The 26,362-nt window shown below is 62.4% G+C and carries 23 protein-coding genes; 10 read left to right on the top strand and 13 right to left on the bottom strand.

Annotated elements, in window-relative coordinates; all coding sequences use genetic code 11:
* Positions 1 to 69 precede the first annotated feature (69 nt).
* Positions 70 to 2,388, top strand: coding sequence for a DUF3274 domain-containing protein (locus JAB4_RS10370; protein ID WP_070224925.1), 2,319 nt, complete (start codon positions 70 to 72; stop codon positions 2,386 to 2,388).
* A 110-nt stretch (positions 2,389 to 2,498) separates the two neighbouring features.
* Complete coding sequence (locus JAB4_RS10365; protein ID WP_070224924.1) at positions 2,499 to 4,121, top strand: DUF2875 family protein; 1,623 nt, start codon at positions 2,499 to 2,501, stop codon at positions 4,119 to 4,121.
* Here JAB4_RS10365 and pbpC read toward each other — a convergent pair whose 3' ends face one another.
* On the bottom strand, positions 4,122 to 6,218 hold the full coding sequence (gene pbpC / locus JAB4_RS10360) for a penicillin-binding protein 1C (protein WP_070225022.1): 2,097 nt from the start codon (positions 6,216 to 6,218) through the stop codon (positions 4,122 to 4,124).
* 17 nt (positions 6,219 to 6,235) lie between these two features.
* Positions 6,236 to 11,992 carry an MG2 domain-containing protein gene (locus tag JAB4_RS10355; RefSeq protein ID WP_227742135.1) on the bottom strand — a complete coding sequence of 1,919 codons (5,757 nt, stop codon included), beginning with the start codon at positions 11,990 to 11,992 and terminating at the stop codon, positions 6,236 to 6,238.
* A 20-nt stretch (positions 11,993 to 12,012) separates the two neighbouring features.
* Between JAB4_RS10355 and JAB4_RS10350 the strand changes: the two genes are divergently transcribed.
* The 3 genes from JAB4_RS10350 (at position 12,013) to JAB4_RS10340 (ending at position 14,510) form a co-directional block, all read left to right on the top strand.
* A complete protein-coding gene (locus JAB4_RS10350) occupies positions 12,013 to 12,273 on the top strand; it encodes a hypothetical protein (protein ID WP_070308480.1) in 261 nt (86 codons plus the stop codon).
* 191 nt (positions 12,274 to 12,464) lie between these two features.
* Positions 12,465 to 13,490, top strand: a complete 1,026-nt coding sequence (locus JAB4_RS10345; protein WP_070224923.1) for an OmpA family protein — start codon at positions 12,465 to 12,467, stop codon at positions 13,488 to 13,490.
* Between the two features lie 72 nt (positions 13,491 to 13,562).
* Positions 13,563 to 14,510 (top strand): YihY/virulence factor BrkB family protein, encoded by a 948-nt coding sequence (locus JAB4_RS10340; RefSeq protein ID WP_070224922.1) that lies wholly within the window; start codon positions 13,563 to 13,565, stop codon positions 14,508 to 14,510.
* Positions 14,511 to 14,572: 62 nt separating this feature from the next.
* Here JAB4_RS10340 and JAB4_RS10335 read toward each other — a convergent pair whose 3' ends face one another.
* From JAB4_RS10335 to JAB4_RS10325, 3 genes are all read right to left on the bottom strand, one after another.
* A complete protein-coding gene (locus tag JAB4_RS10335) occupies positions 14,573 to 15,631 on the bottom strand; it encodes an AI-2E family transporter (RefSeq protein ID WP_227742169.1) in 1,059 nt (352 codons plus the stop codon).
* A 210-nt stretch (positions 15,632 to 15,841) separates the two neighbouring features.
* Entirely contained in the window at positions 15,842 to 16,153 is a 312-nt protein-coding gene (locus JAB4_RS10330; protein ID WP_070224920.1) for a BON domain-containing protein, read from the bottom strand.
* 82 nt (positions 16,154 to 16,235) lie between these two features.
* Positions 16,236 to 16,790 (bottom strand): hypothetical protein, encoded by a 555-nt coding sequence (locus JAB4_RS10325; protein ID WP_046682431.1) that lies wholly within the window; start codon positions 16,788 to 16,790, stop codon positions 16,236 to 16,238.
* A 270-nt stretch (positions 16,791 to 17,060) separates the two neighbouring features.
* On the opposite strand from JAB4_RS10325, the gene JAB4_RS10320 reads away from it, so the two are divergent.
* The 3 genes from JAB4_RS10320 (at position 17,061) to JAB4_RS10310 (ending at position 18,074) form a co-directional block, all read left to right on the top strand.
* Positions 17,061 to 17,507, top strand: a complete 447-nt coding sequence (locus tag JAB4_RS10320) for a glycine zipper 2TM domain-containing protein (RefSeq protein ID WP_070224919.1) — start codon at positions 17,061 to 17,063, stop codon at positions 17,505 to 17,507.
* Between the two features lie 67 nt (positions 17,508 to 17,574).
* On the top strand, positions 17,575 to 17,727 hold the full coding sequence (locus JAB4_RS10315; protein WP_010396415.1) for a DUF3309 family protein: 153 nt from the start codon (positions 17,575 to 17,577) through the stop codon (positions 17,725 to 17,727).
* A gap of 44 nt (positions 17,728 to 17,771) precedes the next feature.
* A complete protein-coding gene (locus JAB4_RS10310) occupies positions 17,772 to 18,074 on the top strand; it encodes a hypothetical protein (RefSeq protein WP_071650302.1) in 303 nt (100 codons plus the stop codon).
* A gap of 156 nt (positions 18,075 to 18,230) precedes the next feature.
* Here the strand turns inward: JAB4_RS10310 and JAB4_RS10305 are convergent, their stop codons facing one another.
* From JAB4_RS10305 to JAB4_RS10275, 7 genes are all read right to left on the bottom strand, one after another.
* Positions 18,231 to 19,385 (bottom strand): patatin-like phospholipase family protein, encoded by a 1,155-nt coding sequence (locus tag JAB4_RS10305; protein WP_070224917.1) that lies wholly within the window; start codon positions 19,383 to 19,385, stop codon positions 18,231 to 18,233.
* Between the two features lie 137 nt (positions 19,386 to 19,522).
* Complete coding sequence (locus JAB4_RS10300) at positions 19,523 to 19,861, bottom strand: hypothetical protein (RefSeq protein WP_070224916.1); 339 nt, start codon at positions 19,859 to 19,861, stop codon at positions 19,523 to 19,525.
* Positions 19,862 to 19,882: 21 nt separating this feature from the next.
* Positions 19,883 to 20,269, bottom strand: coding sequence for a phage holin family protein (locus JAB4_RS10295; protein ID WP_070224915.1), 387 nt, complete (start codon positions 20,267 to 20,269; stop codon positions 19,883 to 19,885).
* 18 nt (positions 20,270 to 20,287) lie between these two features.
* A complete protein-coding gene (locus JAB4_RS10290) occupies positions 20,288 to 20,590 on the bottom strand; it encodes a DUF883 family protein (protein WP_070224914.1) in 303 nt (100 codons plus the stop codon).
* A 58-nt stretch (positions 20,591 to 20,648) separates the two neighbouring features.
* Positions 20,649 to 21,185, bottom strand: coding sequence for a ferritin-like domain-containing protein (locus JAB4_RS10285; RefSeq protein ID WP_070224913.1), 537 nt, complete (start codon positions 21,183 to 21,185; stop codon positions 20,649 to 20,651).
* Positions 21,186 to 21,292: 107 nt separating this feature from the next.
* Positions 21,293 to 22,192 carry an OmpA family protein gene (locus JAB4_RS10280; protein WP_070224912.1) on the bottom strand — a complete coding sequence of 300 codons (900 nt, stop codon included), beginning with the start codon at positions 22,190 to 22,192 and terminating at the stop codon, positions 21,293 to 21,295.
* 25 nt (positions 22,193 to 22,217) lie between these two features.
* Positions 22,218 to 22,622 (bottom strand): DUF4398 domain-containing protein, encoded by a 405-nt coding sequence (locus tag JAB4_RS10275; protein ID WP_070224911.1) that lies wholly within the window; start codon positions 22,620 to 22,622, stop codon positions 22,218 to 22,220.
* Between the two features lie 261 nt (positions 22,623 to 22,883).
* Here JAB4_RS10275 and JAB4_RS10270 point away from each other — a divergent pair, with 261 nt between their 5' ends.
* A complete protein-coding gene (locus JAB4_RS10270; protein WP_070224910.1) occupies positions 22,884 to 24,920 on the top strand; it encodes an AsmA family protein in 2,037 nt (678 codons plus the stop codon).
* A 169-nt stretch (positions 24,921 to 25,089) separates the two neighbouring features.
* Positions 25,090 to 25,308 carry a glycine zipper 2TM domain-containing protein gene (locus JAB4_RS10265; protein ID WP_034758955.1) on the top strand — a complete coding sequence of 73 codons (219 nt, stop codon included), beginning with the start codon at positions 25,090 to 25,092 and terminating at the stop codon, positions 25,306 to 25,308.
* A gap of 119 nt (positions 25,309 to 25,427) precedes the next feature.
* On the opposite strand, the gene JAB4_RS10260 is transcribed toward JAB4_RS10265, so the two are convergent.
* Complete coding sequence (locus JAB4_RS10260; protein ID WP_083287389.1) at positions 25,428 to 26,204, bottom strand: Crp/Fnr family transcriptional regulator; 777 nt, start codon at positions 26,202 to 26,204, stop codon at positions 25,428 to 25,430.
* Positions 26,205 to 26,362: the final 158 nt, after the last annotated feature.

The following is a 26,362-nucleotide window of genomic DNA, read 5'->3' as shown; positions in this document are numbered from 1 at the left end:
TTGCGTAAGCGCAACTAATCCGCCATCGCGCCTCTCTACACTGTCCTGACTGGTCAGCATGGAGCGGCGATGGCGTATCCCAAACTTCCCTACACCAGCGGCAAGAGCACCGCCCTGCTCCATTGCGGCCGCTTAAACGACGCCATCGTGCGCATCCGCCCTGAGCTGCCCGGCAACGTCATCGTCATCCATGGCGTCAACGACGTAGGCACCAGTTTCGGCGCCGTGGAAAAGGGTTTATGCCAGGGACTCGATGCACGCATGTATGGCGGCGGCCACGTGTTCATGCCAGCCGCCTACCGCATGCCGCAGGCGTCCGACAAGAAGGAAGCCCTGGCCGACCCGGACGACGTGTTTTTCAAGCGCCAGCCTGATGAGACCACGTACAGCCCGGTGATCCCGTTTTACTGGGGCTTTCGCGAACGCAGCAACGCGAGCAAAGTGGTCAACGGCCAGAACACGGACCGCTACGGCAACCGTCTGGACAAGGACATGTCGAAGAACGGCGGCCCGTTCGGCAATGCCACCAACACCCTGCCCGACATGTGGAACAAGGGGCTGTTCTCACCCTACGACGTGGGCGGCGACCCCGTGCGCCCGTTGAAGACGGCGCCGGGGCGCATGTACATGGTACTGGCCGCCAAGCGCCTGGCAGCCCTCATCGCCATGATCCGCGATTACGACAGTAACGACGTGGTCTCCATCGTCGCGCACAGCCAGGGCTGTTTGATCTCGCTGCTGGCGCAGGCCTTCCTGCTCGACGAGGGCAAGCGGCCCGCCGACACCTTGATCCTCACGCATCCTCCCTACAGCCTGGTGGAGGACACCACGATGTTCTTCGGCGCGGCGGAAGCTAGCCGCATCTTCGGCGGCGGCCGGGATGCGGTGATGGAGGAGCAATACGATGCCATCGACAACCGCCAGACCCTGCATGCGCGCCTGCAGACGCTGGTGCAGATCGTGCAGGGCGTGGTGGCAAAAAAGCATGCCAGTCCCGCCTTTGCGCAGATCAAGGATCACGCCGTCTGCCATGGCATGGCGGGCGCGGCATGGCGGGCGGAAGCGGACCGCGACAACCGGGGTAAGGTCTACCTGTACTTCTGCCCCGAAGATATGACGGTAGCGCTGGACAATATGCAGGGCATCGGCTGGCAAGGCATACCCGACTACATCGACGGCCATCGTCTGTCCAAGACCAAGGGCAAGACGGACAAAAGCATCTGGGGCGACGGCCCCACCTGCTGGGAAAAGGAATTCCAGCGCCGGCAACCGCTGGCGGAACTGGGCAAGGGATTTTACCAGCGTGTCTTTACCAACAAGCAACGTCCCGATGCGACTGGAAAGAACAACGGTCCGGTGCTGGTGGGCCAGCCGCCGCACGACTTCGCCCTGCGCCTGGAAGGCGAGGACGATCACGCCCATGTGGCCGGTGCCAATCGTGGCCATCGCGGCAGCCATGCCGAGGCACCATGGCCGCCCGTCAAACCCGGCAAATGGAATATCTTTTCAACGGAACCAGGCCGGCGTGAAGGCTTGCGCACGATCAATGGCGAAGCGCTGCGCGCGCCCAGGGCGGCCGTGCTGGACGGCGGCGAGATCCGCCCTGGGCAATTCCCGAAGGATTCCGACCAGGCCAGGCTGCCGCGCGACCAGCAAGGACCGTGCGAAGAAGTCGCCCCCATCGATGCAGCCATCGCGGTGACCAGCACGAAAGGTTTGCGGATGCGCAAGCAGGAAATCATCGCCGACCCGCGGCCGAAGCAGCATCGCATCCCCGAATTCGGTGCCGGCATGTTCGGCGCGGGCGAGCGCGAGCAGGTGGAAAAAGCCCTGAACCTGGGCAAGGAAGCGGGCGACCAATGCAGGATAGACCGCGTTTCGCGCCATCCGGGCAGTGGCGACAAGCTGATTGTCGACCGCGAAGAGACCCCGAATGAGGCGCGCAAGCGCTGGCAGAACGAGGTCAGCCCCAAATCCTTCCACGGCGCCATCATCGGCAACGCGGAAAACCACCGCAACGTGACGGCGTATGACGTGGCCATTGGCAGCGGGAAGGCGAGCAGCGATCCGCAGTTTTATCAGTATTTGTGTGCGGTGGCGGATTGGCGGCTGCAAAACGACAAAAAAAATCCTATAAGAAAATCCATCCTGAGATGGGAGGATTTCATGAAAAAATTTGCAATCTATTGGGCTGCAGAACCTCTACAACGCAAGCAAATCATTGAAGGTAATGCACATTACTACAGTTCGGGAGACTTACCTGCCTTTGTGCCCGCACTGCAAACAGGCCTGCCGTCTACCGTCGTTTGTGAAACAGTGAATGGCAGGCGTACCGAATCGGTCGTCACTCCTTTTGTACATAAAGCCAGCGATGACATTCCACGATGAAAAATTTTTTCCCAAACTTGCTCTCTCCCTTCTGCGTAACCCTCGCATTGATGACTCTGCTATTGCTTGGGTTTGTATTTATCAGTCCTACTTATTTACAGGAGTCCACGATGAGCAGCAAAATATGGCGCCACCTGCAATGGCTGTTGCTGATCCCGCCCATCGTCGCGGCTACATTGCTCGGTTCTCGCTGGCTGCATTCGTCCAAGCCTGTGGCCGTCGCACAGCCGCAAGTGCAACAGGCGGCGCCCAGCGAACAGGACAAGCGGGAATATGTGCTGGAAGTCATCGGTCTCGGCGTCACTCTGGACAAGTATCGCCAAGGCAAGCTGTGGGAAGTGCTGCAGCAGGGAAATGCCTATGCCAGCATCCGTGAACTGGACAAGGAAAAATACACCTGGGATGCCATGCAGAGAGCTGGGATAGCAGGTGGCCGCGGCGGTGACACGCTGGAAAATGGGGCAAGGGACATTCCCATGTATTTTGGCGTGCCCGTTTTCAATGCCGAACCGCCGATCTTTAATTCGCACATGCTGGACAGCCCCGACTCGCCGGCCATAGGTCTGGCCGGTGGCGCTGCGTCATCCGGCCTGCACTGGCATCTGTTCGCCAGTGGTCCGCGCCGCCTCAGTGAACATCCGGACCGCATCCTGGAAGATGTATTTGCATTTTTCGATGCCCATCCCGACGTGCCCTACATCGTGCTCAATTCGGAAGACAGCATGCCCACGCGCGATCTGTACAGCCCGGACAACTCGCCACCGCTCACAAGAGACGGCCGCTACATCCCCGAAATGCCCGACGCCTCCGCCCTGTTCGTGCTGGCCCGGCGCGAACGCATCGATGCCGTACGCAAGTTTGCGTATGACGATGCGCCGCCAGAGGACAGCGTCGACGATTTGAATACCTACGGCGTGGCGCGGCGCTTGTATTTGGCCTACTATGATTTGATGGGAACCGTGCCACAGGCACGCCTGGAAACTGATCCCACAGCCATCACCCGGCGCCAGCCCAGCATCGCCGAATGGCTGCCCGTCGCCGCGCAATTCGCCCGGCGCCCCGACATCCGCGGCACGGGACGCTTCAGCATGCTCGACAGGCTCCAGCACAAGACTTATCACCCGCCGAAAGAGTGGCAGCCCACGCCCTGGTTTCCCCTGCCGTTCAACAAGGAACAGCTGGCGCAGCTGGACCGCCTGCCCACCTTCGGCTTCCTCCACCGGCCCACTTTTATCAGGTTGACGGATGAACACGGCAAGCCGCTCACGCGGCGCGACCAGCGCGAACGCGCCCTGCAGGCGGGCTGGCAGCAAGCCTTGCACAGCTTGCCGGAAACCGACCGTCCCGCCGCACCGGCGCGCCTCGTCGCCGCCACAGGCGGCAATCAGGCGCAGCTGGTGGCGCTGCACAAGACCTTGCTGAAACATGCGGAAGATGGCGGCACGGAACTAGACAGCGGCAACGTGGCGCAATGGATAGACACGGACCAGCGCCTGGGCAACACGGGCGCGGCCACCCTGTTCGTACAGATGGCCATAGCCGTGATGGGCAGCTACCGCGATGGCGGCGTCAGCGCCGTGGTGAATTTGCGCAATCCGGACGAGGCGACCATCGTGCTGGTCAGCCCGCCATCGGACGAAAAACGCCGCACGCAGCAGCATCCGCACGGCGGCGATGTGCTGCGGCACTACGTCACGCCGGCCATCGATCCGGCGAACTATCCATCGAACTGATTATTTTTCCTGTGCGGCAAGCTGCGCCAAGGCATTCCCCCGCACCTGGAACGCCACCCGCGCCACCGTCTTGCCAACGTCGTCGACGAGGGCCAGCGCATGCTTGCCCGGCACGGGGCGCCAGCTGATGCTCTCGGCTGCACCGCCCATATCTTTGCCGTCGAACACCCAGCGCAAGCCGTGGCTGCCTTGCGCCTGGAAGAACACGCGCTGCAGGGCGGGCGGGATGTCGGGGTCGATGGCGAGGATGCTGTCCTCGGCCGGATACACGATGGCGGGCGGCTTCACGGTGTCGCCCAGCACGGCGATGACGGGACTTTCCGTGCCGGCAATAAACCATTCGCGACGCGGCGCTTCCAGTGCGGGTTGGTACGCCACCATTTGCTGCAGCACGCCGGGCGGCGCTTTCGGTTCATGGCTGGGCACGTTCTTGTGCAGATAATCCATGACGTCGCGCCACACGGGCGCGGCGCCCGTCACGCCCGAGACGTCCCACATGGGCTTGCCGTCGAAGTTGCCCACCCAGACGCCCACCGTGTAGCGCTCCGAGTAACCCATGCACCAGTTGTCGCGCATATCCTTGCTCGTGCCTGTCTTGACGGCGCTCCAGAAATTCGTCCCCAGCTCGTTGCGCAAGCCAAAGGTCATGCTGCGCGCGGCGCGGTCGGCCAGGATGTCGCCGACGATGAAGGCGGCGCCCGGCTCCATCACGCGGCGCCGGTCCTTGCCCGCCTGCCCCGGCTGCAGGCTGGCCGTGCTGTACAGCCCGCCATTGGCCAGCGCGCGGTAGGCATTGGCCAGTTCCAGCAGGGTTACTTCCGATGAGCCCAGCGCCAGCGAGGGGCCGTAGTATTCGGCCGGCTCCGTCAGGCTCGACAGGCCCACGTCCTTGAGGCGGTTGTAAAAGCCGTCCTGTCCCGTCAGCAGCACCGTGCGCACGGCGGGAATGTTCAGGGAACTGGCCAGGCTGGTGCGGGCGCTGACGTAGCCCTTGAAATTGCGGTCGTAGTTTTGCGGCGCATACATGCCGGACGCCGTGGCGACGTCCAGCGGTGTATCGTCCATGACGGAGGCGGCCGTCATCAGACGGCGCTCGATGGCCAGTTCATATAAAAACGGTTTCAAGGTGGAACCGGCCTGGCGCAGGGCCGTCACCCCATCGACATGGCTGCCGCCCGCATTGCCGACATAGGCGAGGATCTCGCCGCTGCGGTTATCGAGCACGATGATGGCGCCGTCGTTGACATTGCGCTCGCGCAAAGATCCCAGTTGCTGGCGCAGGTTTTCCTGTGCGAAGCGTTGCAAGGGACCATCGAGCGTGCTGGCGACCTGGGCGCCCGGCTGCTTCAGCAGTTGCTGCGCCACTTGCGGCGCCGGCGCCAGCTCCGCATACAGCGCATTGCGCTGCAAGGCCGTCTGCACGCGCTGGCCGATCAGCTGGCAGCTGCTGTCCATGCGCCATTCCTTTGCCAGCGCGCAGGCGCGCCGCGTGACGGTGGCCGGCGGCGCATTCGGCGAGCGCACCAGGCTGGCCAGGATGATGCCATCCGTCTGGTTCAGGCCCGACGGCGCCTTGCCGAACAAGCTGTACGAGGCGGAGGCGATACCTTGCAGTTCGCCGCGGAACGACACGAGGTTCAGGTACGCTTCGAAAATCTGCGCCTTGCTCCAGCTGTCTTCGATCGCCTTGGCGGCGCGCATCTGGTCCCATTTCTGGCGCAGGCTGCGGCCGCCCGCTTGCGCCTGCAAGTCCGCATCGAGCTGGCCCGCCAGCTGCATGGTGATGGTCGAGGCGCCGCGGGGTTTCTTGGAAAACAGATTGTCCCAGGCGGCCGTGGCCAGCGCGGACACATCCACGCCGCCATGGCGCATGAAGCGCTGGTCTTCCGCCAGCAGCACGGCCTGCTGCACGGCGGGGGAAATATCGGCCAGCGGCACCCACGGCAGGCGCCGCACTTTCATGTCCACGCGCAACGATTGCAGCGGCGCGCCGCCCCTGTCCAGCAACTGCGCTTCGGAACTGCGGTAGGCGGCCTGCACCTGGGCCGGCGTCAGGACCGCCTCGGCGAAGACCGGGCTGGCCAACAGGCCGCCCATGATAAAAATCAAACTCTTCACTGCGCCACCTTGACATTCGCATTCGGCGCTTCGCCAAACATCTCGGGCGAATACATGGCCTCGATGCGCGTGGCCGGCAGGCTGAAATCCCCGGCATTGTTCAGGCGCACCGTGTATTCCACGCTCCAGTTACCTTTTGGCACGAAAGCGTAATACGCTCGGAAAGCGTCAAACGCCCGCTCTTCGAACGTGGGCCAGACCCAGCCCGTGGATTTTTCGCCGGCCGTCAGCAGCTGCGAATCGCGCCCCAGGCCATTGCCCAGCACCGTGGCGCTGGCCGGTATCGGGTCGTCGACCACTACCCAGCTCATGTCCGCCTGCGCCGACAACTCCAGGCGCACGCGGTAGACGTCGCCGCGCGACCATTGGCCTGTGGTTTTCTGTTCCACCGGCGTTACGGTTTTCTTGATCGTGTAGCCGCTGGAGACGGGCGCCTTGAGCGGAATGGCCGCCAGGCTTTGCACGGTGGCCCACGGCTTGCCCGTGCCGCTGTGTGCCAGGCCCAGGGTATCCATACCCTTCGGCCACGCCTGCAGCACGGGGCCCACTTTCGCCGCGCCATTCCACACGAGCGCTTGCGTATCGCCGCCCAGCTTGACGGCACTGGCGCCCGTCACGGGCGTCGACTCGAATTTGGCCGAGAATTTGGCGATGGCCAGGGTGCCCCAGGCATTGGCCACCGTGGTATCCCAGCGGCCCTTCTTCTGGCGGCCCATGCTGCCGCGCACCAGGCGGCCCATGTCGTCCTTCCACGCCGGGTCGTCCATCACGGCCAGTAATAAACGGTTGGCGTTGACGTCGCCGGACACCATCAGCCACCACCAGTTATCCTTGCGCTCGGTGGAAAAGCCCATGGTGGTGCCCTGGAAATTCAGGCGCGAACGCAAGATCTGCTGCGCCTCGGCCAGCAGCGCATCGCGGCGCGCCAGGCCAGGCGTGCGTTGCAGCAACAAGCTCCAGTCGATGACGGCGGAGGTCGGCCACAGGTTCGGGCTGATGCTGATGCTCTCGAGCGCATCGGGCGGCACCTTGTTCGAACGCGACAGCGCTTCCAGCGCAGCGAGCTTGCGCACGGCCAAGTCGGTCGTGGCCAGCGCGGAGCGGCGCACGATCTTGCCCTGCACGAAGGCCGTCAAGGCTGCTTCCATGCGGTTTTTCGTTTGTTCAGGAATCGCATAGCCCGCTTCCCTGGTGGCCGACAGCACGTAGGCCGTCAGGCTGTCGCTGCCCTGCTCCATGATGGGAAAGTATTTCAGCAAGCCGTCGCCATCGAGGTAGGCGGGCAGGCTGGCGGCCAGCCGGTTCCACGCGTCCTGGTCTTGCAGGGCGATGGCCTTCGACGTGTTTTGCTCGAAGCAGGTGTACGGGTAGGCGGCCATGTACTCGCGCACGCCGGGCAGCTCGCCGCCCAGCTTGGCGACAAAGCTGGTCTGGATGCCGCCCCGGCCCGGCAAGGCGCCGGCCGGCATTTGCACGGACATATTGACGGGCTTGTCGATCTGCATCAAGGTGGCCTGGTACGTGCGCACGGGCGTGGCCTGGCCGACTTTTTGCGTGATTTTCAGTTTATCGGAGGTGTTGCCAAGCCCGCTACCCGCCTTGGCGCTGATCTCCCAAACGACCGTTTGCGCACCGAGCGGCACCTGGTAATCCCAGCCCGTCTCGCGCGCTTCGCCCGCCGCCAACGTCAAACTCTGGCGCGGCAAGGACTTGCCAGCCGCCATGGCATTGAGGTCCACGTTCAAGGATGCGGCCGAGGTGTTGCGCACCGTAAAGCCCGCGCGCAACTGATCGCCTTCGCGAACGAGGGACGGCAAGCCCGACATCAAGATCAAGTCTTGCGAGCTGCGGATATCCGTGCTGCCCGTGCCGAACAATTCCTTGCCGGCACTGGCAATCGCAACGATGCGGAAGCCCGTCAGGGAATCGTTGAGCGGCACCTGCACCGTCGCTTCGCCCTTGGCGTCGAGCTTGACGGTGCCTTTCCAGAACAGCAGGGTGTCGAACAGCTCGCGGCTGGCGCCCTTGCCGCCGCCCCCGCCGGCCGGAAACGCCTTGCGGCCGAAGTGGCGCTTGCCGATCACCTGCATCTGCGCCGTCGCCGTTTCCACCTGCAAGCTGCGCTGCGCCATCATGGTATCGAGCAACTTCCAGCTATCGTTGGGCATCAGCTCCAGCAAGCCCGTGTCGACGGCCGCCAGCGCCACTTCGGCGCCGGCCGGCAGCGGTTTTCCGTCGGCGCGGCGCACGCGCACGGACACTTCCGCCTTGTCGCGCGTTTTATATACTTCCTTGTCGGACACGACCATGACGTTCAGCTCGTGCGCCTGCCAGCCCACGTTCAGCGGCGCGATGCCCATCTTGTAGGCCGGCTTGCCCAAGTCGACCAGGGCCGTCGGCTGCACGCCATCGACCCGGCCCCGCACGACAAACACGGACACATACACATTCGGTGCGTAATTCGGTTTGACCGGGATGTTCACCACAGGTTCCCGGCCGTTCAACTGGCGCACATAGGTGTCGAGGATGCCTTCGCGCTCGACCGTGATCAGCGCCGTGCCCGAACGGAACGGCATGCGCACCTGCAAGCTCGCTTCCTGGCCCGGCTCATAGCGTTTCTTTTCCGGCAAGACGTCGATGCGGTCGTTGTCGCTGGCATTGAACCACCAGTCGCCGCTGCCGGCCACCCACGTTTCGCGGTTGGCGACGGCCGCATTGCCGGCACTGTCCTGCGTGCGGGCGCGCAACACCAGATTGCCGCTGGCGGGCGCCTTCACGTCGCAAGTCAAGAGGCCCTTGTTGTCCGTCTTGCCCGAGCACGCTTGGCCAAGCTTGACCACTTCGCTGCTGTTTTCATACGCATAGAAGCCGCCGATCAGCCGCCGGCGGTGCGAATAGCTGTTGCGCTGGAAGAAGTCGACGGCCACGGGGGCATTCGCCACGGGCTTGCCATAGGTACCGAGCACGGCCACCGTGAACTTGAAGGCATCCTTGCTCAAGGCCCAGGCGTCGGGCTTGATGCCGATCACGTAGTTCGACGGCCACAGCGGCACGCGCGTGGCGACGGATGCCGTCTCGCCATTCGCATCCTGGAACGCCATTTCCGCCACCAGGTCGCGCGGCACGGACAGCTGCGGCAACTGGTCGATGACGATGCGCGCGCCGCCCGCCTTGTCCAGAGTCAAGCTTTGCGTGCGCGCAGCCGTCGCGCCGGGGCCGGCACGCCCGCCATTGCCCTCGTCCTGCCACTCGCCCTCATCGTCGTCGTAGCCCGTGCCCTGTTTCACCAGGCCTTCCTTCACGTCGCCGTTGCTGAAGCTGAAATCGGGATAGTCGGCAAACGTCACGCTCTTGTCTTGCAGTACCGTGCGCAGCTTGACGGGCGCGTTGGTGGCGGCGCCGCCGGCCAGATACGTGATTTGCGCATCGAGGGCCAGCTGCTTTGCCTGCACGGCGGGGGCCTTCGGTCCCTGCAGCACGGCTTTCATGGTCGGTACGCGAAACGCTTCCACGCGGAAACTACCGGACGGGCGGCCCGCCATCGTCACGCTGTATTCGCCCTGCTTGGCGTCGGCGGGGATGAGCCAGTCGCTTTCCGCCGTGCCGCCGGCGGACCAGCGCAGCGGTAATTGATAGTTCTGGTCGCTGCCCTGGTGCGTGATGACGACGGAGGTGGCGCTGCCGGGACCGTTGTTCTTGTCGACCAGGCTCATGCCTTCGGCCGTGTGCTTGCGAATAAAGTGCTTCATGTGCACGGTTTCGCCGGCGCGCAGCAAGGTGCGGTCGAATACCGTGGCCAGCAAGGTGTTGTCGGCGCGTGTGTCATCCGTGGGCAAATTGAAACGCCAGGCTTCGATGCCGCCCACCCAGTCCGACAGGGTGAACGTCATGTCGCCGCCGCTGCGCGCACTGATAAAGTAGCGGCCATTGTTCTTGCAGCTGGAATTGGCCAGCTCGCCGGGAATGTGCGCCACGCCGTCCGCGCCCGTGGCGCCTTGCCACAGCAGCTTGCCGGCGCAGTCGCGCACGGCCACTTGCGCTTTCGCAACAGGCACGCCCTTGTCCAGCGACGTCACCCACACGAGCGACGATTGCGCGCCATGCTTGAAGTGGGCGGCCAGGTTCGTCACCAGCGCGGCCGTGCGGATATACGCGGTCGTCGGTTTGCCCAGCAACGCCTTGCCGAGGATGGGGCTGGCCAGCTCGACCACATAAAAGCCCGGCTTCTGCAACGGGATGCCGATCACTTCAAAGGTTTTCCGGCCATCAGGACGCGGCAGGCTGATGGGGCGCGTGCCGGCAGCGCCCGCCAGCACGGATTTGCTCATGTTGCCCGCATACTGGGCGTAAGGCTGCCAGTATTCGCCGCCGTCGCCATTGCCGGCCAGGCGCTGCATCCACTCGATGATGAACTTGTCGTCATTGTCGGGCACGCGCAAGGTGGCGCCCGTGGCGGCGGCCGAGGCTTGCGCGACTTCCTTGCCCGACAGCACGGGCTCGATATTGCGCACGGTGACGGGCAGCAAGCCGTCGCCCTTCGCTTCGATGATGCCGAACGGGGCCGGGAATTTGAGCAGCGGCGGCTGTTCGCCCGTGCGCACCGTCATGGGGAAGCGCGCGCGGTTGAGCAAGGCGCGGCCCGCATCATCCGTCAGTTTCGGCGGCAAGTTCAGCACAAAACTGGCCTGCACGGGAAATGGACCATTGAAGACGGCGCCATACAGGAATTCCGCCTTTTCTTCCTCTTTTGAAATCGTCGGCGCATAGGTCTTGCCGCCGCCCTTCAGGGTCATGGCGCGCACCTGCGCCGCGCTCACGGGCGCGGAAAACTGCACGCGCATGGGCAGGAAGGGAATGCATTGCTCCTTCGGATTGCTGCGCTCGCAGCTGAACTTGGCCGTGAAGTCGGGACGCGTCTTGAACTGCAGGGTTTGCGCCTTGTCCGTGGCGATGCCGCCGGCGCTGGCGATGCCCTCGCCCCACACCAGCGACACCTTGGCGTTGGCGGGGAAGCTGCGCTTGCATTGCAGCACGGTGACAGGCAAAGGCGGCGCGCCCTTGCTCGCAACAGGCATACCCGCTTTCCACACGACGCCCCGCTTCTTGAAGTACACGGTCAGGTAGCGGTCGAGAAAGCTCTTGCGCAAAGTCAATACCTGCTCCAGCTCCTTGCCTACAAGCCGCCGCACGGGAATCTTTTCATTGATGCCATCGGCGCGGCAATACGCATTCGCGGCCACGCTGGCCTCGTTCGGTGCGGCATCCAGGCCCAGCACGAAGATCTGGTTTTCATCGATGTAGGGCTGGCCGTCATACGGTACGGCCTCGACGATGGCCGGGCCGCCAGTGGAAAAGCGGTAGGACGTGCTTCCCTGCAGGGTCTGGCCCGCCAGGTCCTTGAGTCCCGGCTTCAAGGTAAAGCTGCAGGCCACGCCGGCCGGCAAGTCGCGCTCGAAATCGAAGTTCCAGTTGCGTTCGTCGGCCCAGCGACCCGCGCCCGCCACGACGGCCGGCTCGGCCTTGCCGCAATCGATGGCGAACGGCGCGGGCAAGCCCATGTCGCCGAACGGCACCATCGGCGTGGCGAACTGGGCCCGCACCTGGCGCACGGCCTTGACCGTGCCGCTCGGTGAAAACAGGGACACGCCGCTATCGGCCCAGGCTGGCGCCGCCAGGCCCAGCGACAGCAGCAGGCACAGCGGGCCCAGCTTGCCGGCCAGCGGGGAAGTAAGAACACGGGACAGGTCAGGCACGGATGACTCCTTGAGAAAAAGTGGCGGAGCTGGCTGCGGCGCGCAAAAGTTGCCTGGCGGAAGCCCAGAAAAACAACAGAACGCGGCCGGAATACAACATCAATGTATTATTAGTTATCAAGCTCATCATTGTTGCTAATATACAGTGGCATGCAGGTGACAAGTCGTACGATTGCCTGTCGCCGCGGTGCCAGGCAATGACGGTGCTTGTAAAAGTTTCACCAATAAAATTAGTTTTTTTCAACACCAAAATCTTTGTCGTGAATCTGCAACACTATTGATATACCGCAATGCTTTGTGCGCCAGCGCACCGACCACCTGAACCTGCACTCGTATTCTCTAGTCCAACAGCAGTGCATTTATCACAAGAATGCGCACCTGGAAGTGTGGTCTATATCTAGCAATAGCACGTGTAGCAAGATGTGTCTTTGATGCCGTAGAGAAAATCTCTTATCAACGTTGGGAGTTACTTGTGAATAATCTAAAAAAAATCGCCGTTGCCGCCGCAGTCCTGTGCTCCGCCCTCGGCGCACAGGCCCAGGAAATCAACCCCTCCTGGTATATTCAACCTAGCATCAACGCACTCAAGCCAGATTCCGACTTCGCCACGGATAAAACCGGTTATGGCGCAGGCTTGCGTTTCGGTAAGCCTGTTTCCCAGGACTGGGATATCCAGCTGGGCACCACGTATGCCCGTTCCAAGGATGGCGGTCAGCGCTACCAGCAAAATACGCTGGGCGTAGACGGCTTGTACATGTTCTCGCGCAAAGCCTTCCGTCCTTTCCTGCTGGTCGGTGCCGGCATGCAGCGCGACAAGGACACCAGCTTCGCCTTCGGTGAACGCACGAAGAGCTCGCCATACGCGAGCGTGGGCCTGGGTTTCCAGTCCAGCATCACCGAGCAGCTGTCCCTGCAGGCTGACGTGCGCAATGTGCACGGTTTCCTGCGCGGCAATACGTTCGACCCGAGCAGCAAGTCCAACAACTACTACGTCACCGTGGGCTTGAACTACGCGTTCGACAAACCGCCTGCACCGCCGCCACCACCGCCACCGCCGCCAGTACGTGAAGAAGTCGTCGTGGTCGTGCCGCCACCACCACCGCCACCGCCGCCACGCTTTGAAAAAGTGACGATGTCGGCAACGGAACTGTTCGCGTTCGACAGCGCCAAGCTGGGTCCGACACAAACCAAGCTCGACGAAATCGCACGCGTGCTGAACGCAGCGCCGGACGTCAACAACGTCGTCATCAGTGGTTATGCCGACCGTATCGGTTCGCCCAAGTACAACCTGAAACTGTCGCAGCAGCGCGCTGACGCAGTCAAGGAATACCTGGTCGCCCACGGTGTTGCCGCCAACCGCCTGACGGCTGAAGGCAAGGGTTCGACCAATCCGGTCGTGGAGTGCAACAACAAGAAACGTGCCGACCTGATCAAGTGCCTGGAACCTAACCGCCGCGTTGAAGTGGAACAAATCACCATCGAACGCCGCGTGCAGTAAGCTCGACAGTGGTACGCCACTTGTGAATTAAAAAAAAGGGGCTCGCGCCCCTTTTTTGCATTGAAAGCCATCATGAATTTCTTTACCCGCTATCCCAGACTGGCCGGTCTCGCGCCGTTAAGCAAGCAGATGCGCAGCGTCGTCTACTGCTCCGTCACCGAATGGCTGGAACACCGCGCCTCGAGCAAGGGCGCCGCCCTCGCCTATTACACCCTGTTTTCCATCGCCCCCATCCTCGTACTGGTGATCGCCATCGCCGGCTTTTTCTATGGTCCGGCCGCCGCGCGCGGCGAGCTGATGGGGCAACTGCAGGGCTTGCTGGGCACGCAGGGCGCCGAAGCCATCCAGCTCGTGCTGGCCGGCGCGAAAAACCATGAACAGGGCCGCATCGCCACCCTCATCGCCAGCGCCCTGCTGCTGTTTGGCGCCACCAGCGTATTTGCCGAACTGAAAGCCAGCCTTGATGAAATCTGGCAAGTGCCACCCTTGAAGGAAGCGGGCGCCTGGGACATGGTGCGCACGCGCTTGCTGTCGTTTGGCCTGGTACTGGTGCTGGCCTTCCTGCTGATGGTGTCGCTGGTGGTCAACGCCGCCATGGCCATCCTCGCCAACTTTTGGGAAGGCGTGTGGAAAGACACTGCCGTGCTGTTTACCATCCTGTCGAACCTGATCGGCTTTGCCGTCATCGCCAGCCTGTTTGCCGTCATCTATAAAATGCTGCCGCGCGTGCGCCTGTCCTGGCGCGACGTGCTGATCGGCGCCATCGGCACGGCTTTCATGTTTTCACTGGGGAAATATGCGATTGGTGTGTATATCGGCAATAGCGGCGTGGCCAGCAGCTATGGCGCCGCCGGTTCGCTGGTCGCCCTGCTGCTGTGGGTGTATTACTCGGCGCAAATCTTCTTCCTGGGCGCCGAATTTACACGCCAGTTCGCCTTGCAGCTGGGCAGCATGAAGGATATGCCGAAGACGGAAGACGGCGACGTGCAAGTGAAGATACTGAAACGCCACCAGTCGTAAGGTGTCGTTCCGGATGCAGCAACGGCGCCCGAGGGCGCCGTTTTTCTTGGCGTTGCCGCAAGCTATTCGCCCAGCAGTTCCGCCACCACTTCCATGCCTTGCACGCGCTCGGCGACGACCTTCACCATGACGATGATGGGCACGCCCAGCAGCAATCCCCAGACGCCCCACAGCCAGCCCCAGAACAGCAGGCTGACGAACACGGCAGTAGGATTCATGCGCGCGATACGCCCCGTCATCCAGGTGGTGACAAAGGTGCCCACCAGGGTGGCGATGGCCATCGACGTGCCCGTCACCAGCAAGACCATTTCCAGCGATTCGAACTGCAGGAAGGCGACCAGGCCCGTGGCGATGGTGATGAGCAAGGGGCCGAAATACGGCATGATGTGCAGCAAGCCGGCCACGATGGCCCAGGCGCCCGCGTTTTCCAGCCCGATCACGCGCAGGGCGATCCACATCAGGACGGCCAGCAAGACATTCGTGACGAGCAGCATGAACATATAGTTCTGGATTGAAGTGTTGATGTCTTCCAGGATGTGCACGGTGACCTTCTTGCGGCTCAGCGACGGTCCCGTCAGCTTGACGAGCTTGCGCTTGAAGGTGTCGCCCGACAGCAGCAGGAAGAATACGAGGAAGATGACCATGGTGGCCTGGCTGAGGAAGCCCACCAGGCCCAGCGAACCGGCCCAGACCCAGTCCATGATCTTGAAGTTGGGCGCCTCGGCCGCGGCGGCGCGGCGGTTGTTGCGGCGCGCTTCGGCGCCGGCGGCCACTTGCTCGATTTCATTGGCCACGGCCTGCATCTTCTGGAAGGTGCTGTTCTTGCCGCCCGTATTGGCGGCGATCAGCCGCGACAGTTTATGCGTGGCGGCCGGCAACTCTTCAACGATGGATTCGAATTCGCCCTGCACGCGCTCGACCACGACGATGGAGCCGAACAGGATCAGGGCCGTGACGGCCGTGGCGCCGATGGCGCGCGGCAGGCGCAGCTTTTCCAGCCAGGCGACAACGGGATTGAGGGTGTAGGCAATGAAAATGCCGAAGATGACGGGAATGAGGAATTTCTGTGCCCACTGCAGCGCATAAATAAAGCTGACGGTGGCGATGATGCCCAAGGCCATGCCACGCGCATTGACATGCAGCGGCAAGCGCAAGGTTGAGTCTGGCTGCTCCACGGGCGCGCCGGGAGGTGGCCCGGCAGGCTCGGTGGAGGCAGCCGCCACCGGATCGGGCGGGGTATCTGAAGGCTGGGTATGCATGCGATTCCCGCGACGGTCGGTGGAAGGCCACAGGGCCAGCCGTGAGGCTGGCCGCTGCGGCAGGTCAGGCCATTACTTGACGCGGATGTCGTTTTTCACCGACTTCACGCCCTTGACGCCACGGGCAACTTCACCCGCTTTGGCGGCATCGGCTGGCTGGGCAACGAAGCCGCTCAGCTGAACCACGCCCTTGAAGGTTTCAACGTTGATTTCCGTCGATTTCAGGGTAGGCTCATTGAAGATGCTGGCTTTCACTTTGGTGGTGATCGCGGCGTCGTCGAGGTATTCGCCCGTGCCTTCCTTGGTTGGGGTCGAAGCGCAGCCTGCAACGGCGAACAGGGAAGCGACGAAAAGGCCAGTAGCGATAGATTTAGTGAATTTCATGGTTTTTTCCTTAGGAGTGGTCAATCAATGTGCTCACAATGAGCTTCTTATACCAGTGTGGTGACTGCGCGCCGGAGGGAGCTCAGTAGCCAAACTGGGTTTTTGCAGCCTTGATACAGTCATCCTTGGCTGCGCCGGCCAATGCATCGCATTTTTCTGTCGCGACCTTGTACTCGGCTTTTCTTTTTGCTTCACGCGCATCGCTGCGCGCTTCGATGACTTTCTTGTCCGCCTTGGCGTCGGCCAGCGCCGCCACTTTGGTGGACTTGGCCAGCTTGACGCAGACATCCTTGTCGTTGCCCGTCAGCGCATTGCAGCGGGCCAGATCGACATCGTAATTGGCATCGGCAATCTTGATGCGCGCCTTGGTGTAGGCACGCAGCGTATTCGTGTATTGCGCCTGGGCCACGGCTTCATCGTAGGTACGCACGGCCTTCGCCTCGGCGATGCAGACATCCTTGGGGTTGCCCGTGATTTTTTCGCACTCGGCATGCGCCAGTTTGTAATTCAGGCCAGCCTGTTCATTGGCCGCCTTGTACGCTGCTTTTGCTTCCGGCGTGGCCGCCACTGCCTGGCCGCCCCATGCGGCGCATGCCAGGCTGACGACGATGGCGGTGAAAAGCTTATTCTTGTTCATGTTGTATTTCTCCCTGGTGGTAGCAAGCATGTCTGCTTGGCATGACTACCGTTTTACGTGGATAGTCGCCGCTCTTCTGTACGCTGCCGTACACAAGTAATTTATTTTGAAAGTGGAAGGGCAATATGGAGAAATAACAACGTTTTTGCCGGATCGCTCCAGCCCGCACTACCCTTTTCGACTGCAAATAAGTACGTGCGGCAGCGTACAGACCGGGGACAGGGGCATGACTAAGATGGCTCTACACCCTCACCTCGTCAGGAGAATAAAATGAAAACCAACGCCACCTTGGCTGCACTGATGCTCGCCGCCACCGCCGTACTGAGCGGTTGTGCCACCGGCCCTACCCAGTCGCAACAATATTACCCGGCCAACCAGCCTGAGTCCGCCATGTACGGCACCGTCGACTCCATCCAGATCGTGCAGGGTGGCGGTCAAACCAGCGGCGCCGGCGCCGTGGTCGGCGGCATCGCCGGCGCCCTGCTGGGCAATACCATCGGTTCGGGCAGCGGACGCACGGCCGCCACCGTGGCGGGCGCCGTCGCCGGCGGCGTCGTGGGCAACCAGGTCGAAGGCCGCAGGCAGCAGGCGCAGGCCTACCAGATCAGCGTGCGTCTCGACAACGGCGAATACCGTACTGTAGTGCAGGACAACGCGAATGATTTGCGCCCGGGCAACCGCGTGCGCGTCGTCGACGGGCGCGTCTACCGCTATTAATTCTCGGCGGAGCTTGTCAGCAGGCATCCGCCATCTCGCATGAGTCGTACCATAACAAGGAGTTGCCATGGGCACCATCATTCTGATCATCTTGATCCTGGCCCTGGTCGGCGTCCTGCCTACCTGGCCGCATAGCCGCAACTGGGGTTACGGCCCCAGCGGCATCGCCGGCCTGGTCGTAGTGATACTGATCCTGCTATTACTGACGGGCAGGTTGTAAAAAAAGGCGCTACGGCGCCTTTTTTATTTCAAGGAGGAAATATCATGACTATCCACAATACACTCTTGGCCACCCTGTTCGCCTGCAGCCTGGCGCCGATGGCACTGGCGCAGACGGCCACGCCGCAGCCGGGCGACCCGCAACGCTGGTACCAGGAAGACAGCACGGCGCAAGCCCAGCTGCGCACTTTGCGCAAGGAAATCGCCGCCGCCCTGGCCGAGGCCAAAAAAGCGTGCCGCCTGGAGCCATCCGCCACGCGCGCCACCTGCCTGAAGGAGGCGCAGGATACTTACCGGCAAGACATGGCGAACGCGGAAAAACTGCGTGCAGCGGCGCATCCGCAGTGATGCGCCGTGCTGTTGCGACGCTGAACAACATTGCAACACCTGACAAAACCGTCGCGAGCGGGAGGGAGAGGTGGCTAAGAAGCGCAACCGTACGGAAGGTACGGTGAGCATCGCAGGCCGCCTATACCGACGCGCAGCAGGTTTTGACAGGCGTCACTAAGCCGCATCGCGCTCATAGGGCGGGAGTTCGTGCACCACGAGCGGCGTGTCTTCCGTGACGAAGGCCAGCCAGCCGGCCGCCTTGATCGCGCGCAAGCCATCCTGGTAGCCCTGCTCCCAGCGCCACTCGATGGAGCCCTTGGAGAAATTGATATCCTTGGCCGCCATGTGCCAGTCGCGCCCCGCATACGGCAGGCGCACGATGTGCATGGTGCTGTCGCAGCCCAGCGCTACGAGCTCTTCCGTCTGCTGGCGGTTGTGCTTTGTGTCGGGCAGGCCGGCGTACAGCTCGCGCAATTTGCGCTGCAAGGTGTGCGTATTGACATAGTCGGCGATATGGCGTTTCGAGCGCGAGGCGAAGGTGACGTCCTTTTGCCGCGTCTGCACCTCATCGAGGGTGGTCGGTTCCGGCCCTTCCGAGCTCCACAGGTCGACCATGAAGACCAGGGTGTCGACGTGGGGCGTGTCGTCGAGCACGGTTTCCAGCGGCGTGTTCGAGTACAGGCCGCCATCCCAATATAAATCGCCATCGACGCGCACGCCGGCAAAGCCGGGCGGCAAGGCGCCGCTGGCGCGGATATGGTCCGCCGTCAGGGGTTGCTGCTGGCTGTCGAAACTGGTGAGGCTGCCGCATTTGACGCGCAGGGCGTTGACCGTCAGGCGCATGCCGCCGGGCTGGTTCAGGTAATCGAAATCGACCAGTTCCTCGAGGGTGCTGGCCAGCTCACTGGTGTCATAGAAGCTGGCCTCTTCCGGCTTGACGGCGATTCCTGCGGAGAACAGGCTGAAAATGCGCGGCTTGAAGAAGCCGGGCACGCCGCGCAGCACGGTATCGAGCGTGGCCAGCCAGATGTTCGAGCGGCGCTGCTGGTCCGAAACGAGGTTCATGTCGACGCTGTCGCGGTGCGCCACGCGCTGCCAGAACTGTTTTAAACGCACGAGCCTGTCCTCGTGCTTGTTGCCGGCCAAAATGGCGGCATTGATGGCGCCGATCGAGGTGCCCACCACCCAGTCGGGTGCCAGGCCATGTTCGTGCAGCGCATGGTAGACGCCGGCCTGGTAGGCGCCCAGTGCGCCGCCGCCCTGCAGCACCAGCACGATGCGCAGGCGCGAGGGATTTAACTGATTGATCGGTGTCTTCGAATTCGTCATCAAGATGGCCCCTCTGTGCGCCGCGCAAAATGCGGCGTGAATCATTGTAAGGGATTGCGCCTGCCCGTGCCGGACGTTGGGTACGGGCAAAAAAAAACGCCGTCAATGACGGCGTTCCTGTGCAACACGGCTGGCGTTCAGCGCTTGCGGCGCAGCCAGCTGGCGGCCACGGCGGCCACGGCCACGAGGACCAGGGCCGGCTTGACCAGCTTCTTGCGCCCGATAAACGATAACGCCGTCAGCACGTAGGGCATGGCGCCCTGCAAACGCATGCCGCCCGGCGCCAGCAAGGACTCGACGCGGTGGCCGGCAAAGCCGACCGCCGTTTCGACCACGCCCTGCAGCAGCGATTCGGGACGCAGGGCATAGCCCACATTGGCGCGCGCATGCACGATGCCCACGCGATACATTTCGCCCTGGGCGATCAGCAGGCGCTTGCGGGCGGCTTGCGCCGCCAGTTTGTCGGTTTCCGACATGAATTCTCCTCGTGAGCCCGCTTACATCAGCATGTCGCGGTCGGCCTTCAATTCCGCCATGGTGGCAGGCATGGACAGCTTTCCTTGACGCAGCATGGCGCGCGCATACATGACCAGCGCGATGGCCAGCAGTACGAACACGACCGTCATGATCGCCAGGATCTTCCAGCCCAGGCTATCCCAGGCCAGGAAAACGATCAGTACGCTGCCGTAAGCGATGGCAAACAAGCCCGCCACTGTCGCCAGGGCGAAAATGACCACGAGCTGCAGCATGTGATTGCGCACTTCCGACAGTTCGATGGTGGCCAGTTCCAGCCGCGACAACATCAGTCCGACGGCGTTTTTGGCCAGGCCGGCGACCGAGCCGATCAATCCCGGCCCCTGGTGAGACGAAGCAGACTTGTCCATATCGCTCCTGACAATGGATTACTTGCGGCCCAGAATGAAGCCGACCAGTACGCCGACGCCAGCGGCGACGGCTACCGTGCGCCATGGGTTTTCCTTGACATAACCGTCCGCCTGGGAGGCGAGCTGTTTGGTAGCAACGATGGCCGACGCTTGCGCTTCGTGCGCCTTGGCCAGGGCAGCGTCCAGGGTTTTCATGCCCTTGATGCGCACTTCATCGGCTTTTTCACCGGTCAGGGCGGCAGCGGCGCTGAACAGGGCTTGCGCATCCTTGACCAGGGTTTTGACATCGTTATTGACGGTGGTGATATTGTTTTCCAACATGGTTTAGCTCCTTAGCTGTGGATGAATGTAGTTACTATACCTACTTTACTCAAAAACACTATTCCATTAGATCGCGCATGTCATCGGCGTGCTCTTCTTCGACAGCCATGATTTTGATCAACAAATGGCGTGTGGTCGGGTCCTTGTCGCCAATTTTGACGATCATCTGGCGATACGACTCGATCGCTACCCGTTCCGCGATCAGATTGGCACGCACCATGCTTTGCACGTCTTCGGAGTCATCATACTCGGCATGGCTGCGCGCAAGCAATGTTGCAGGATTAAAATCTGGCTTGCCATTGAGTTGCACGATGCGTTCGGCCAGCCAGTCGGCGTGTTCCTGCTCCTGTTGCGCATGCTCAAGGAACTCGGCCTTGATGGTGCCATTGTCGCGCCCGCTCACGGTGTAGTAATGGCGTTTATAGCGCGCAATACACACCAGTTCGGTGGCCAGCGCCCCATTCAACAGGGTGATCAACTCCTGGCGGTCGCCCTGGTAGCCGGCCGTCACGGCGCCGTCATCGAGGTTTTTGGCGGCGGCGCGGATGGCGGCCGTATCGATGCCAGCTGGAATCTCAACAGATGTTTGGGTCATGATGCTTCCTTTCAAGTATTACATGGGTATCCACCGGCCAAGTAGCGGCCGGTGCTGCCTACTAATAAATCAAACGCCAGGCAAAAACCGAAGTTTGGCCTGGTGTTTTAACGGCGGGCGGGAATGGCCGTGTTATCTTCCGACAAGACGATTTCCACACGGCGATTCAGCTGGCGGTTTGCCGCCGTATCGTTGCCGGCGGCCGGATAGGCGGCGCCATAGCCTTTCGTGGCGATGCGGTCACGGCTGATGCCTTGCTCCAGCAGCGCATTGCGCACGGATTCGGCGCGGCGTTGCGACAATTCCAGGTTGTGCGCGGAGCCGCCCGTGCTATCGGTAAAACCTTCGATCAGCACGGTGCGCTGCGGGTTGTTTTTCAGCACCTCGGCCAGCTTGCGCGCCGTATTCACGCCATCGGCCGTCAGGTTCGCCTTGTCCGTGCCAAACAGCACGTCGCCCAGGGTAATGACCATGCCGCGTTCGGTTTTCTTGGCGGCCAGGTCGGCCAGCTGTGCTTCGAGTCCGGCGGCGCGCGCTTGCGCATCGCGGGCCGATGCTTCGGCAGCCTGAGCCTGGGCCTTGGCCGCTTCCGCATCCGCTTGCGCCGTCTGGGCGCGGGCCGTGGCCTGGTCAGCCTGCTGCGTGCGCGCATCGAGGCGCAACTGGTCGCGCTGCTTGCCCGCGTTGGCGATATCGGCTTCGGCCGCTTTCTGCTTGGCGACTTCTTGCGCCGTGGCTATCTTTTGCTTGGCCAGGTAGGCCAGCTTGTCGACTTTTTCGCTATCTTCCTGGCGCGTGGCGGCGGCGTTTGCCGCTTCCAGCGCAGCGCTCGCTTCGCGGAATTCGCGTGGCGCATAGGTCGATACCATCGGGTTCGATTGCGCCGCCATGTAGTCGCCGCGGGTCTGGTCGAGCAGGCTGGTGGTGGTCGGTGCGGAACTGCAGGCGGCAACGAGGGCGGCCATGGCCAGCAGGCCGGGAATGGTGGTGTAAGTAGCTTTTTTCATGATGGAATCCTGTTCTTATTCTTGGTTATTGTTTCGGGGCTTGCTGATTGGCACGGTCGAGTTCTTCGCGCATGACGCGGATGTTCTCGTTGATTTCATCGGCGGCGCTGGTGGCCTTGGCCGAGTTGGCCTTGCTTTGCGCCAGCTTGGCATCGGCTTGCGCCTGGTCGGCCAGGTCGCGCGCCGTTTTGTAGTCACGGTCTTTCAGGGCCTGGTTAGCCATGCGCATTTTTTCGCGGGCCGAACGCATTTCATCGGGTGCCAGGTCGGCAGCGCCGGCGCTGGCGGCGTTATCGACGGCGGCGCGCGACACGGCGACATCGGCCGTGGCTGGCGTTTTCAGGCTGGAGCAGCCCGTCATCAGGACAACGGCCGTGGCGCAGGCGGCCAGGGCGGCCAGTGGGGAAATTTTGAAATCTCGGTTTGTCATTTTTTTTCTCCTGGAGAATGTGTAAGCGTTAGGGTTCATACGTCGGTGCATCTGGAATCAGGAACGGCGTTTGATGTAGACGTTATAGGCTCCGGCTCCCCGCATATCCGTTCGGTGCCGCACATAGAGTAAGAAATCGACAATACTTGCATCGGCAACGTGCGCCAGCGCACGTGCCGGACCGTAAAAGCGAGAAACGGGCCCGGCTGAGGAGCGATTCCTGTAGCATCGTGAATACTTGTCCAGAAAGAATCGTCTACCATGCAACTGTCCCGCCGTCAGAAAATCTCCCTCGCGAGCGCCGCCGTGCTCATCGCCCTGCCCGTCACCGCCTCCATCGTCCTGATGAATATGGACTGGAACCGCGCCAAGCCCTGGCTCAATGCGCGCGCCAGCGAAGCGCTGGGGAGACCGTTTGCCATCGAAGGCGACCTGACGCTGACGTGGCAGCAGCCCACGACGGGAGGCAAACAAGGCTGGCGCGACTATTTGCCATGGCCGCACCTGCAGGCAAAGGATGTGCGCCTGGGCAACCCAAGCACCATGTCCGGGACGGACGACGGGGCGCAGCTGGCCACCGTCAGCCAGCTGGCGTTCTCGCTCAATCCCCTGGCCCTGCTGGACAAGAAAATCATCATTCCGCAATTGCGCTTCGACACGCCGCAGGTGCGCTTGCTGCGCAACAAGGACGGCAAGAACAACTGGACCTTCGACAAACAGGAGCAGCCATCGCCGTGGCAGCTGGAATTGCAAGGCGTGGTCTTCAGCAAGGGCACCGTGTATCTGGACGATGCTGTCACGAAAACGGCGATGCGCGCCGATGTCGACACCATCGCAAACGATGCGCGCTACGGCATCGCCTGGACGCTGTCGGGCAAATACCATGGCGAAAGCGTCAAGGGCGGCGGCAAGGCCGGCGGCGTGCTGTCGCTGCAGCAGCAAGGCACGCCCTTCCCCATCCAGGCCGACATGCGCGCGGGCGGCAGCAGCATGGCCATCGAAGGCACCCTGACGCGTCCGGCCAAGCTGGCCGCGCTCGACGTGCGCCTGAAACTATCGGGACCCAGCATGGCGAGCCTGTATCCATTGACGGGCGTGCTGCTGCCGGAAACGCCGCACTTCAGCACGGAAGGCCATTTGACGGGCACCCTGGCGCCGCGCAGCGGTGAATGGGTGTACGACAAGTTCACCGGCAAGGTGGGTTCCAGCGACATCAGTGGCAAGCTGGCCTTTTCCGCCAGCACGCCGCGCAAGCGCCTGACGGGAGAAGTCCACTCGCGCCTGCTGCAGTTTTCCGACCTGGGCCCGCTGGTGGGCGCCGATTCCAGCGCCAGCAAGAAGGAACGGGGCGTGGCATCGACGCAGCCGGCCGGCCGCGTGCTGCCGGTGGAAACGTTCAAGACGGAACGCTGGACCAGCCTGGACGCCGACGTGCGCTACACGGCCGACAAGATCACGCGCGATGCCGAGCTGCCAATCAGCAAGCTCGACACGCATGTGGTGCTGACGGATGGCGTGCTGTCATTGACGCCGCTCAACTTCAACGTGGCGGGCGGCACCCTGACGTCGCAAATCAAGCTCGACGGCAGCGGCAAGGTCATCGCCAACGGCATCGCGGCCGAACTCAAGGCCAGCGCCCGCCATCTGCACATCCAGCAACTGTTTCCCCGCCTGCCCGCCCTGCAGGCGAGCGTGGGCGAAATCAATGGCGACGCTTCGCTGTCGGCCACGGGCAATTCCGTCGCCACCCTGCTGGGCAGCTCGAACGGCGAAGTACGCGCGCTGATCAACCGGGGCAGCATCAGCAAGCTGCTGCTGGAAGAAATGGGCTTGAATATCGGCAGTGTCGTGCTGGCCAAACTGTCTGGCGACAAGCAGGTCAAGCTGAACTGCATGGCCGCCGATTTCGCCGTCACCAAAGGATTGATGCAGACGCGCCAGTTTATCGTCGACACGGATGATGCCGTCCTGCATATCGATGGCACGGTGAACCTGGCCGATGAACGGCTGGACCTGACCCTGCGGCCGGACAGCAAGGGCTTGCGCGTCTTTTCGCTGCGCTCGCCCCTGTACGTGCATGGCACTTTCAGCAAGCCCGACGTGAGCGTCGACAAGGGCGTGCTGGCCTTGCGCGCCGGCGGCGCACTGGCGCTGGCCGTGGTGGCGCCCGTGGCGGCGCTGCTGCCGCTGGTCAATACCGGCCCCGTCGAAGATAGCGAGTGCGCGGCCCTGCTGGCCCAGGCGCGCGTGAAACCGGTGGCGCCCAAGCCGGGGAAAGCCGTGCGCAAGGTGCGCTGAGCGCGGCGTGGGCGCCTTTACAATTGTTACACCCCTATGTGCGTTGCCGAACAGACCCTGCCTTGCCGCAATCCTATGCTGTGATCGTGCCTGAAACACACGGCGTCACGAAGTCATCCGGCCCATACCATGCCGGCGCCACGAGGTCTGAATTCATAGGAGAACTATCATGCAAATCATTAAAAAAATCGCCGCTACCACTTCCGTTGCCGCCCTGCTGCTGAGCCTGACGGCTTGCGCCAACATGTCCGGCCAGGATAAAAACACCGCCATCGGCGCTGGCGTCGGCGCCGTTGCCGGTTCCGTGCTGACCGGCGGCAGCGCTGTCGGCGCAGTCGGCGGCGCCGCTGTCGGTGGCGTGATCGGTAACCAGGTCAAGCCGAAGTAATTGTTGCTCAAGAAAGCGGGGTGGGTGCGCAGGCGCCCGCCCCGCTTTTTTGCGTCTGCGGCACAAGGATAAAAGCAGGCGGGATGAAGGCAAGCCTGCTGCAAGGCAAGCGAGGAAAGTCAGACGAAGACGTTGGCCATGCCGATGGTGCCGCTGTCCTTGACCAGCTCGTAACAGCGGCAGGAGACAGCTTCCAGGCCGGCGGAATCAAGGATTTCGATATTGCCGCGGCTGTAAGTGATCAGTTTTTGCTGTTGCAGCGCGCTCGCTGCCTTGGTCACGCCGACCCGCCGCACCCCCAGGGTATGGGCGAGAAATTCATGCGTGAGGTGAAATTTTTCGGATTGCAGGCGGTCGCGCGTGATCAGCAGCGAACGGGCCAGGCGCGCCTCGAGCACGTGGAAGCGGCTGCACACGGCAATCTGGATGGCTTGCGCCAGCAGGGTATCCGTGTAGCGGTACAGCAAGCGCTGCAGGGACTCGAGCTGGGCGAACTCGGCGCAGAAATCGGCCCGCGCGATGCGGCTGGCCATGCCGGAACGTTGCACCACGGCACGCACTTGCGCCAGGTCATGACCGAGCGCGACGGACGCGCCCAGCACGCCTTCGCGGCCGACCGAGCCCACTTCCAGGGTCATGCGGCCTTCCGCCACAGCCAACAGGGAGATCAGGCAGTCGCGGGGGAAATAAATGTGGCCGATAGGCTGGCCCGGTTCGTACAGCACCTCGCCTACCTCGACCGTGACCGTATCGAACAGCGCCGTCAAGTGCCGCAAATCGTGCTCGGGCAGGCTGGCCAGCAAGCGGTTGCCGGCGTCAGGCGCGCCCACGGACGACCCCAGGCCGGATCGGCCTGTATCGCGGGACAGGGTCATGCTGGCGTTCGTTAGTGGCATTGCTTTTCCTTGGTGTCGTTACAACTCGACATAATTTTTACTTAGCCTACGGTGCAGTACCGCCCATGTATGTACGGTGACGCACGGAAGCGAAGCAAGCGGCACAGCACACTGGCAATACACGCGAATCGCACGGATAACACGCACTACCCATTTCA

Origin of the sequence: Janthinobacterium sp. HH102 (genome assembly GCF_001758625.2) — a bacterium.
Classification (GTDB): domain Bacteria; phylum Pseudomonadota; class Gammaproteobacteria; order Burkholderiales; family Burkholderiaceae_D; genus Janthinobacterium.
Note: the sequence above shows the minus strand (reverse complement) of the source record. Positions and strands in the feature narration are given on the sequence as shown.

What these genes read in the sequence shown, in the direction of transcription:
- JAB4_RS10290 (WP_070224914.1), bottom strand. Translation starts at nt 20,590, where the DNA reads ATGTTGGAAAACAATATCACCACCGTCAATAACGATGTCAAAACCCTG.
- JAB4_RS10315 (WP_010396415.1), top strand. Translation starts at nt 17,575, where the DNA reads ATGGGCACCATCATTCTGATCATCTTGATCCTGGCCCTGGTCGGCGTC.
- JAB4_RS10280 (WP_070224912.1), bottom strand. Translation starts at nt 22,192, where the DNA reads ATGAAAAAAGCTACTTACACCACCATTCCCGGCCTGCTGGCCATGGCC.
- JAB4_RS10310 (WP_071650302.1), top strand. Translation starts at nt 17,772, where the DNA reads ATGACTATCCACAATACACTCTTGGCCACCCTGTTCGCCTGCAGCCTG.
- JAB4_RS10340 (WP_070224922.1), top strand. Translation starts at nt 13,563, where the DNA reads ATGAATTTCTTTACCCGCTATCCCAGACTGGCCGGTCTCGCGCCGTTA.
- JAB4_RS10275 (WP_070224911.1), bottom strand. Translation starts at nt 22,622, where the DNA reads ATGACAAACCGAGATTTCAAAATTTCCCCACTGGCCGCCCTGGCCGCC.
- JAB4_RS10295 (WP_070224915.1), bottom strand. Translation starts at nt 20,269, where the DNA reads ATGGACAAGTCTGCTTCGTCTCACCAGGGGCCGGGATTGATCGGCTCG.
- JAB4_RS10370 (WP_070224925.1), top strand. Translation starts at nt 70, where the DNA reads ATGGCGTATCCCAAACTTCCCTACACCAGCGGCAAGAGCACCGCCCTG.
- JAB4_RS10305 (WP_070224917.1), bottom strand. Translation starts at nt 19,385, where the DNA reads ATGACGAATTCGAAGACACCGATCAATCAGTTAAATCCCTCGCGCCTG.
- JAB4_RS10320 (WP_070224919.1), top strand. Translation starts at nt 17,061, where the DNA reads ATGAAAACCAACGCCACCTTGGCTGCACTGATGCTCGCCGCCACCGCC.
- pbpC (WP_070225022.1), bottom strand. Translation starts at nt 6,218, where the DNA reads ATGGGCGGCCTGTTGGCCAGCCCGGTCTTCGCCGAGGCGGTCCTGACG.
- JAB4_RS10265 (WP_034758955.1), top strand. Translation starts at nt 25,090, where the DNA reads ATGCAAATCATTAAAAAAATCGCCGCTACCACTTCCGTTGCCGCCCTG.
- JAB4_RS10270 (WP_070224910.1), top strand. Translation starts at nt 22,884, where the DNA reads ATGCAACTGTCCCGCCGTCAGAAAATCTCCCTCGCGAGCGCCGCCGTG.
- JAB4_RS10335 (WP_227742169.1), bottom strand. Translation starts at nt 15,631, where the DNA reads ATGGCCTTGGGCATCATCGCCACCGTCAGCTTTATTTATGCGCTGCAG.
- JAB4_RS10330 (WP_070224920.1), bottom strand. Translation starts at nt 16,153, where the DNA reads ATGAAATTCACTAAATCTATCGCTACTGGCCTTTTCGTCGCTTCCCTG.
- JAB4_RS10325 (WP_046682431.1), bottom strand. Translation starts at nt 16,790, where the DNA reads ATGAACAAGAATAAGCTTTTCACCGCCATCGTCGTCAGCCTGGCATGC.
- JAB4_RS10285 (WP_070224913.1), bottom strand. Translation starts at nt 21,185, where the DNA reads ATGACCCAAACATCTGTTGAGATTCCAGCTGGCATCGATACGGCCGCC.
- JAB4_RS10260 (WP_083287389.1), bottom strand. Translation starts at nt 26,204, where the DNA reads ATGCCACTAACGAACGCCAGCATGACCCTGTCCCGCGATACAGGCCGA.
- JAB4_RS10365 (WP_070224924.1), top strand. Translation starts at nt 2,499, where the DNA reads ATGAGCAGCAAAATATGGCGCCACCTGCAATGGCTGTTGCTGATCCCG.
- JAB4_RS10300 (WP_070224916.1), bottom strand. Translation starts at nt 19,861, where the DNA reads ATGTCGGAAACCGACAAACTGGCGGCGCAAGCCGCCCGCAAGCGCCTG.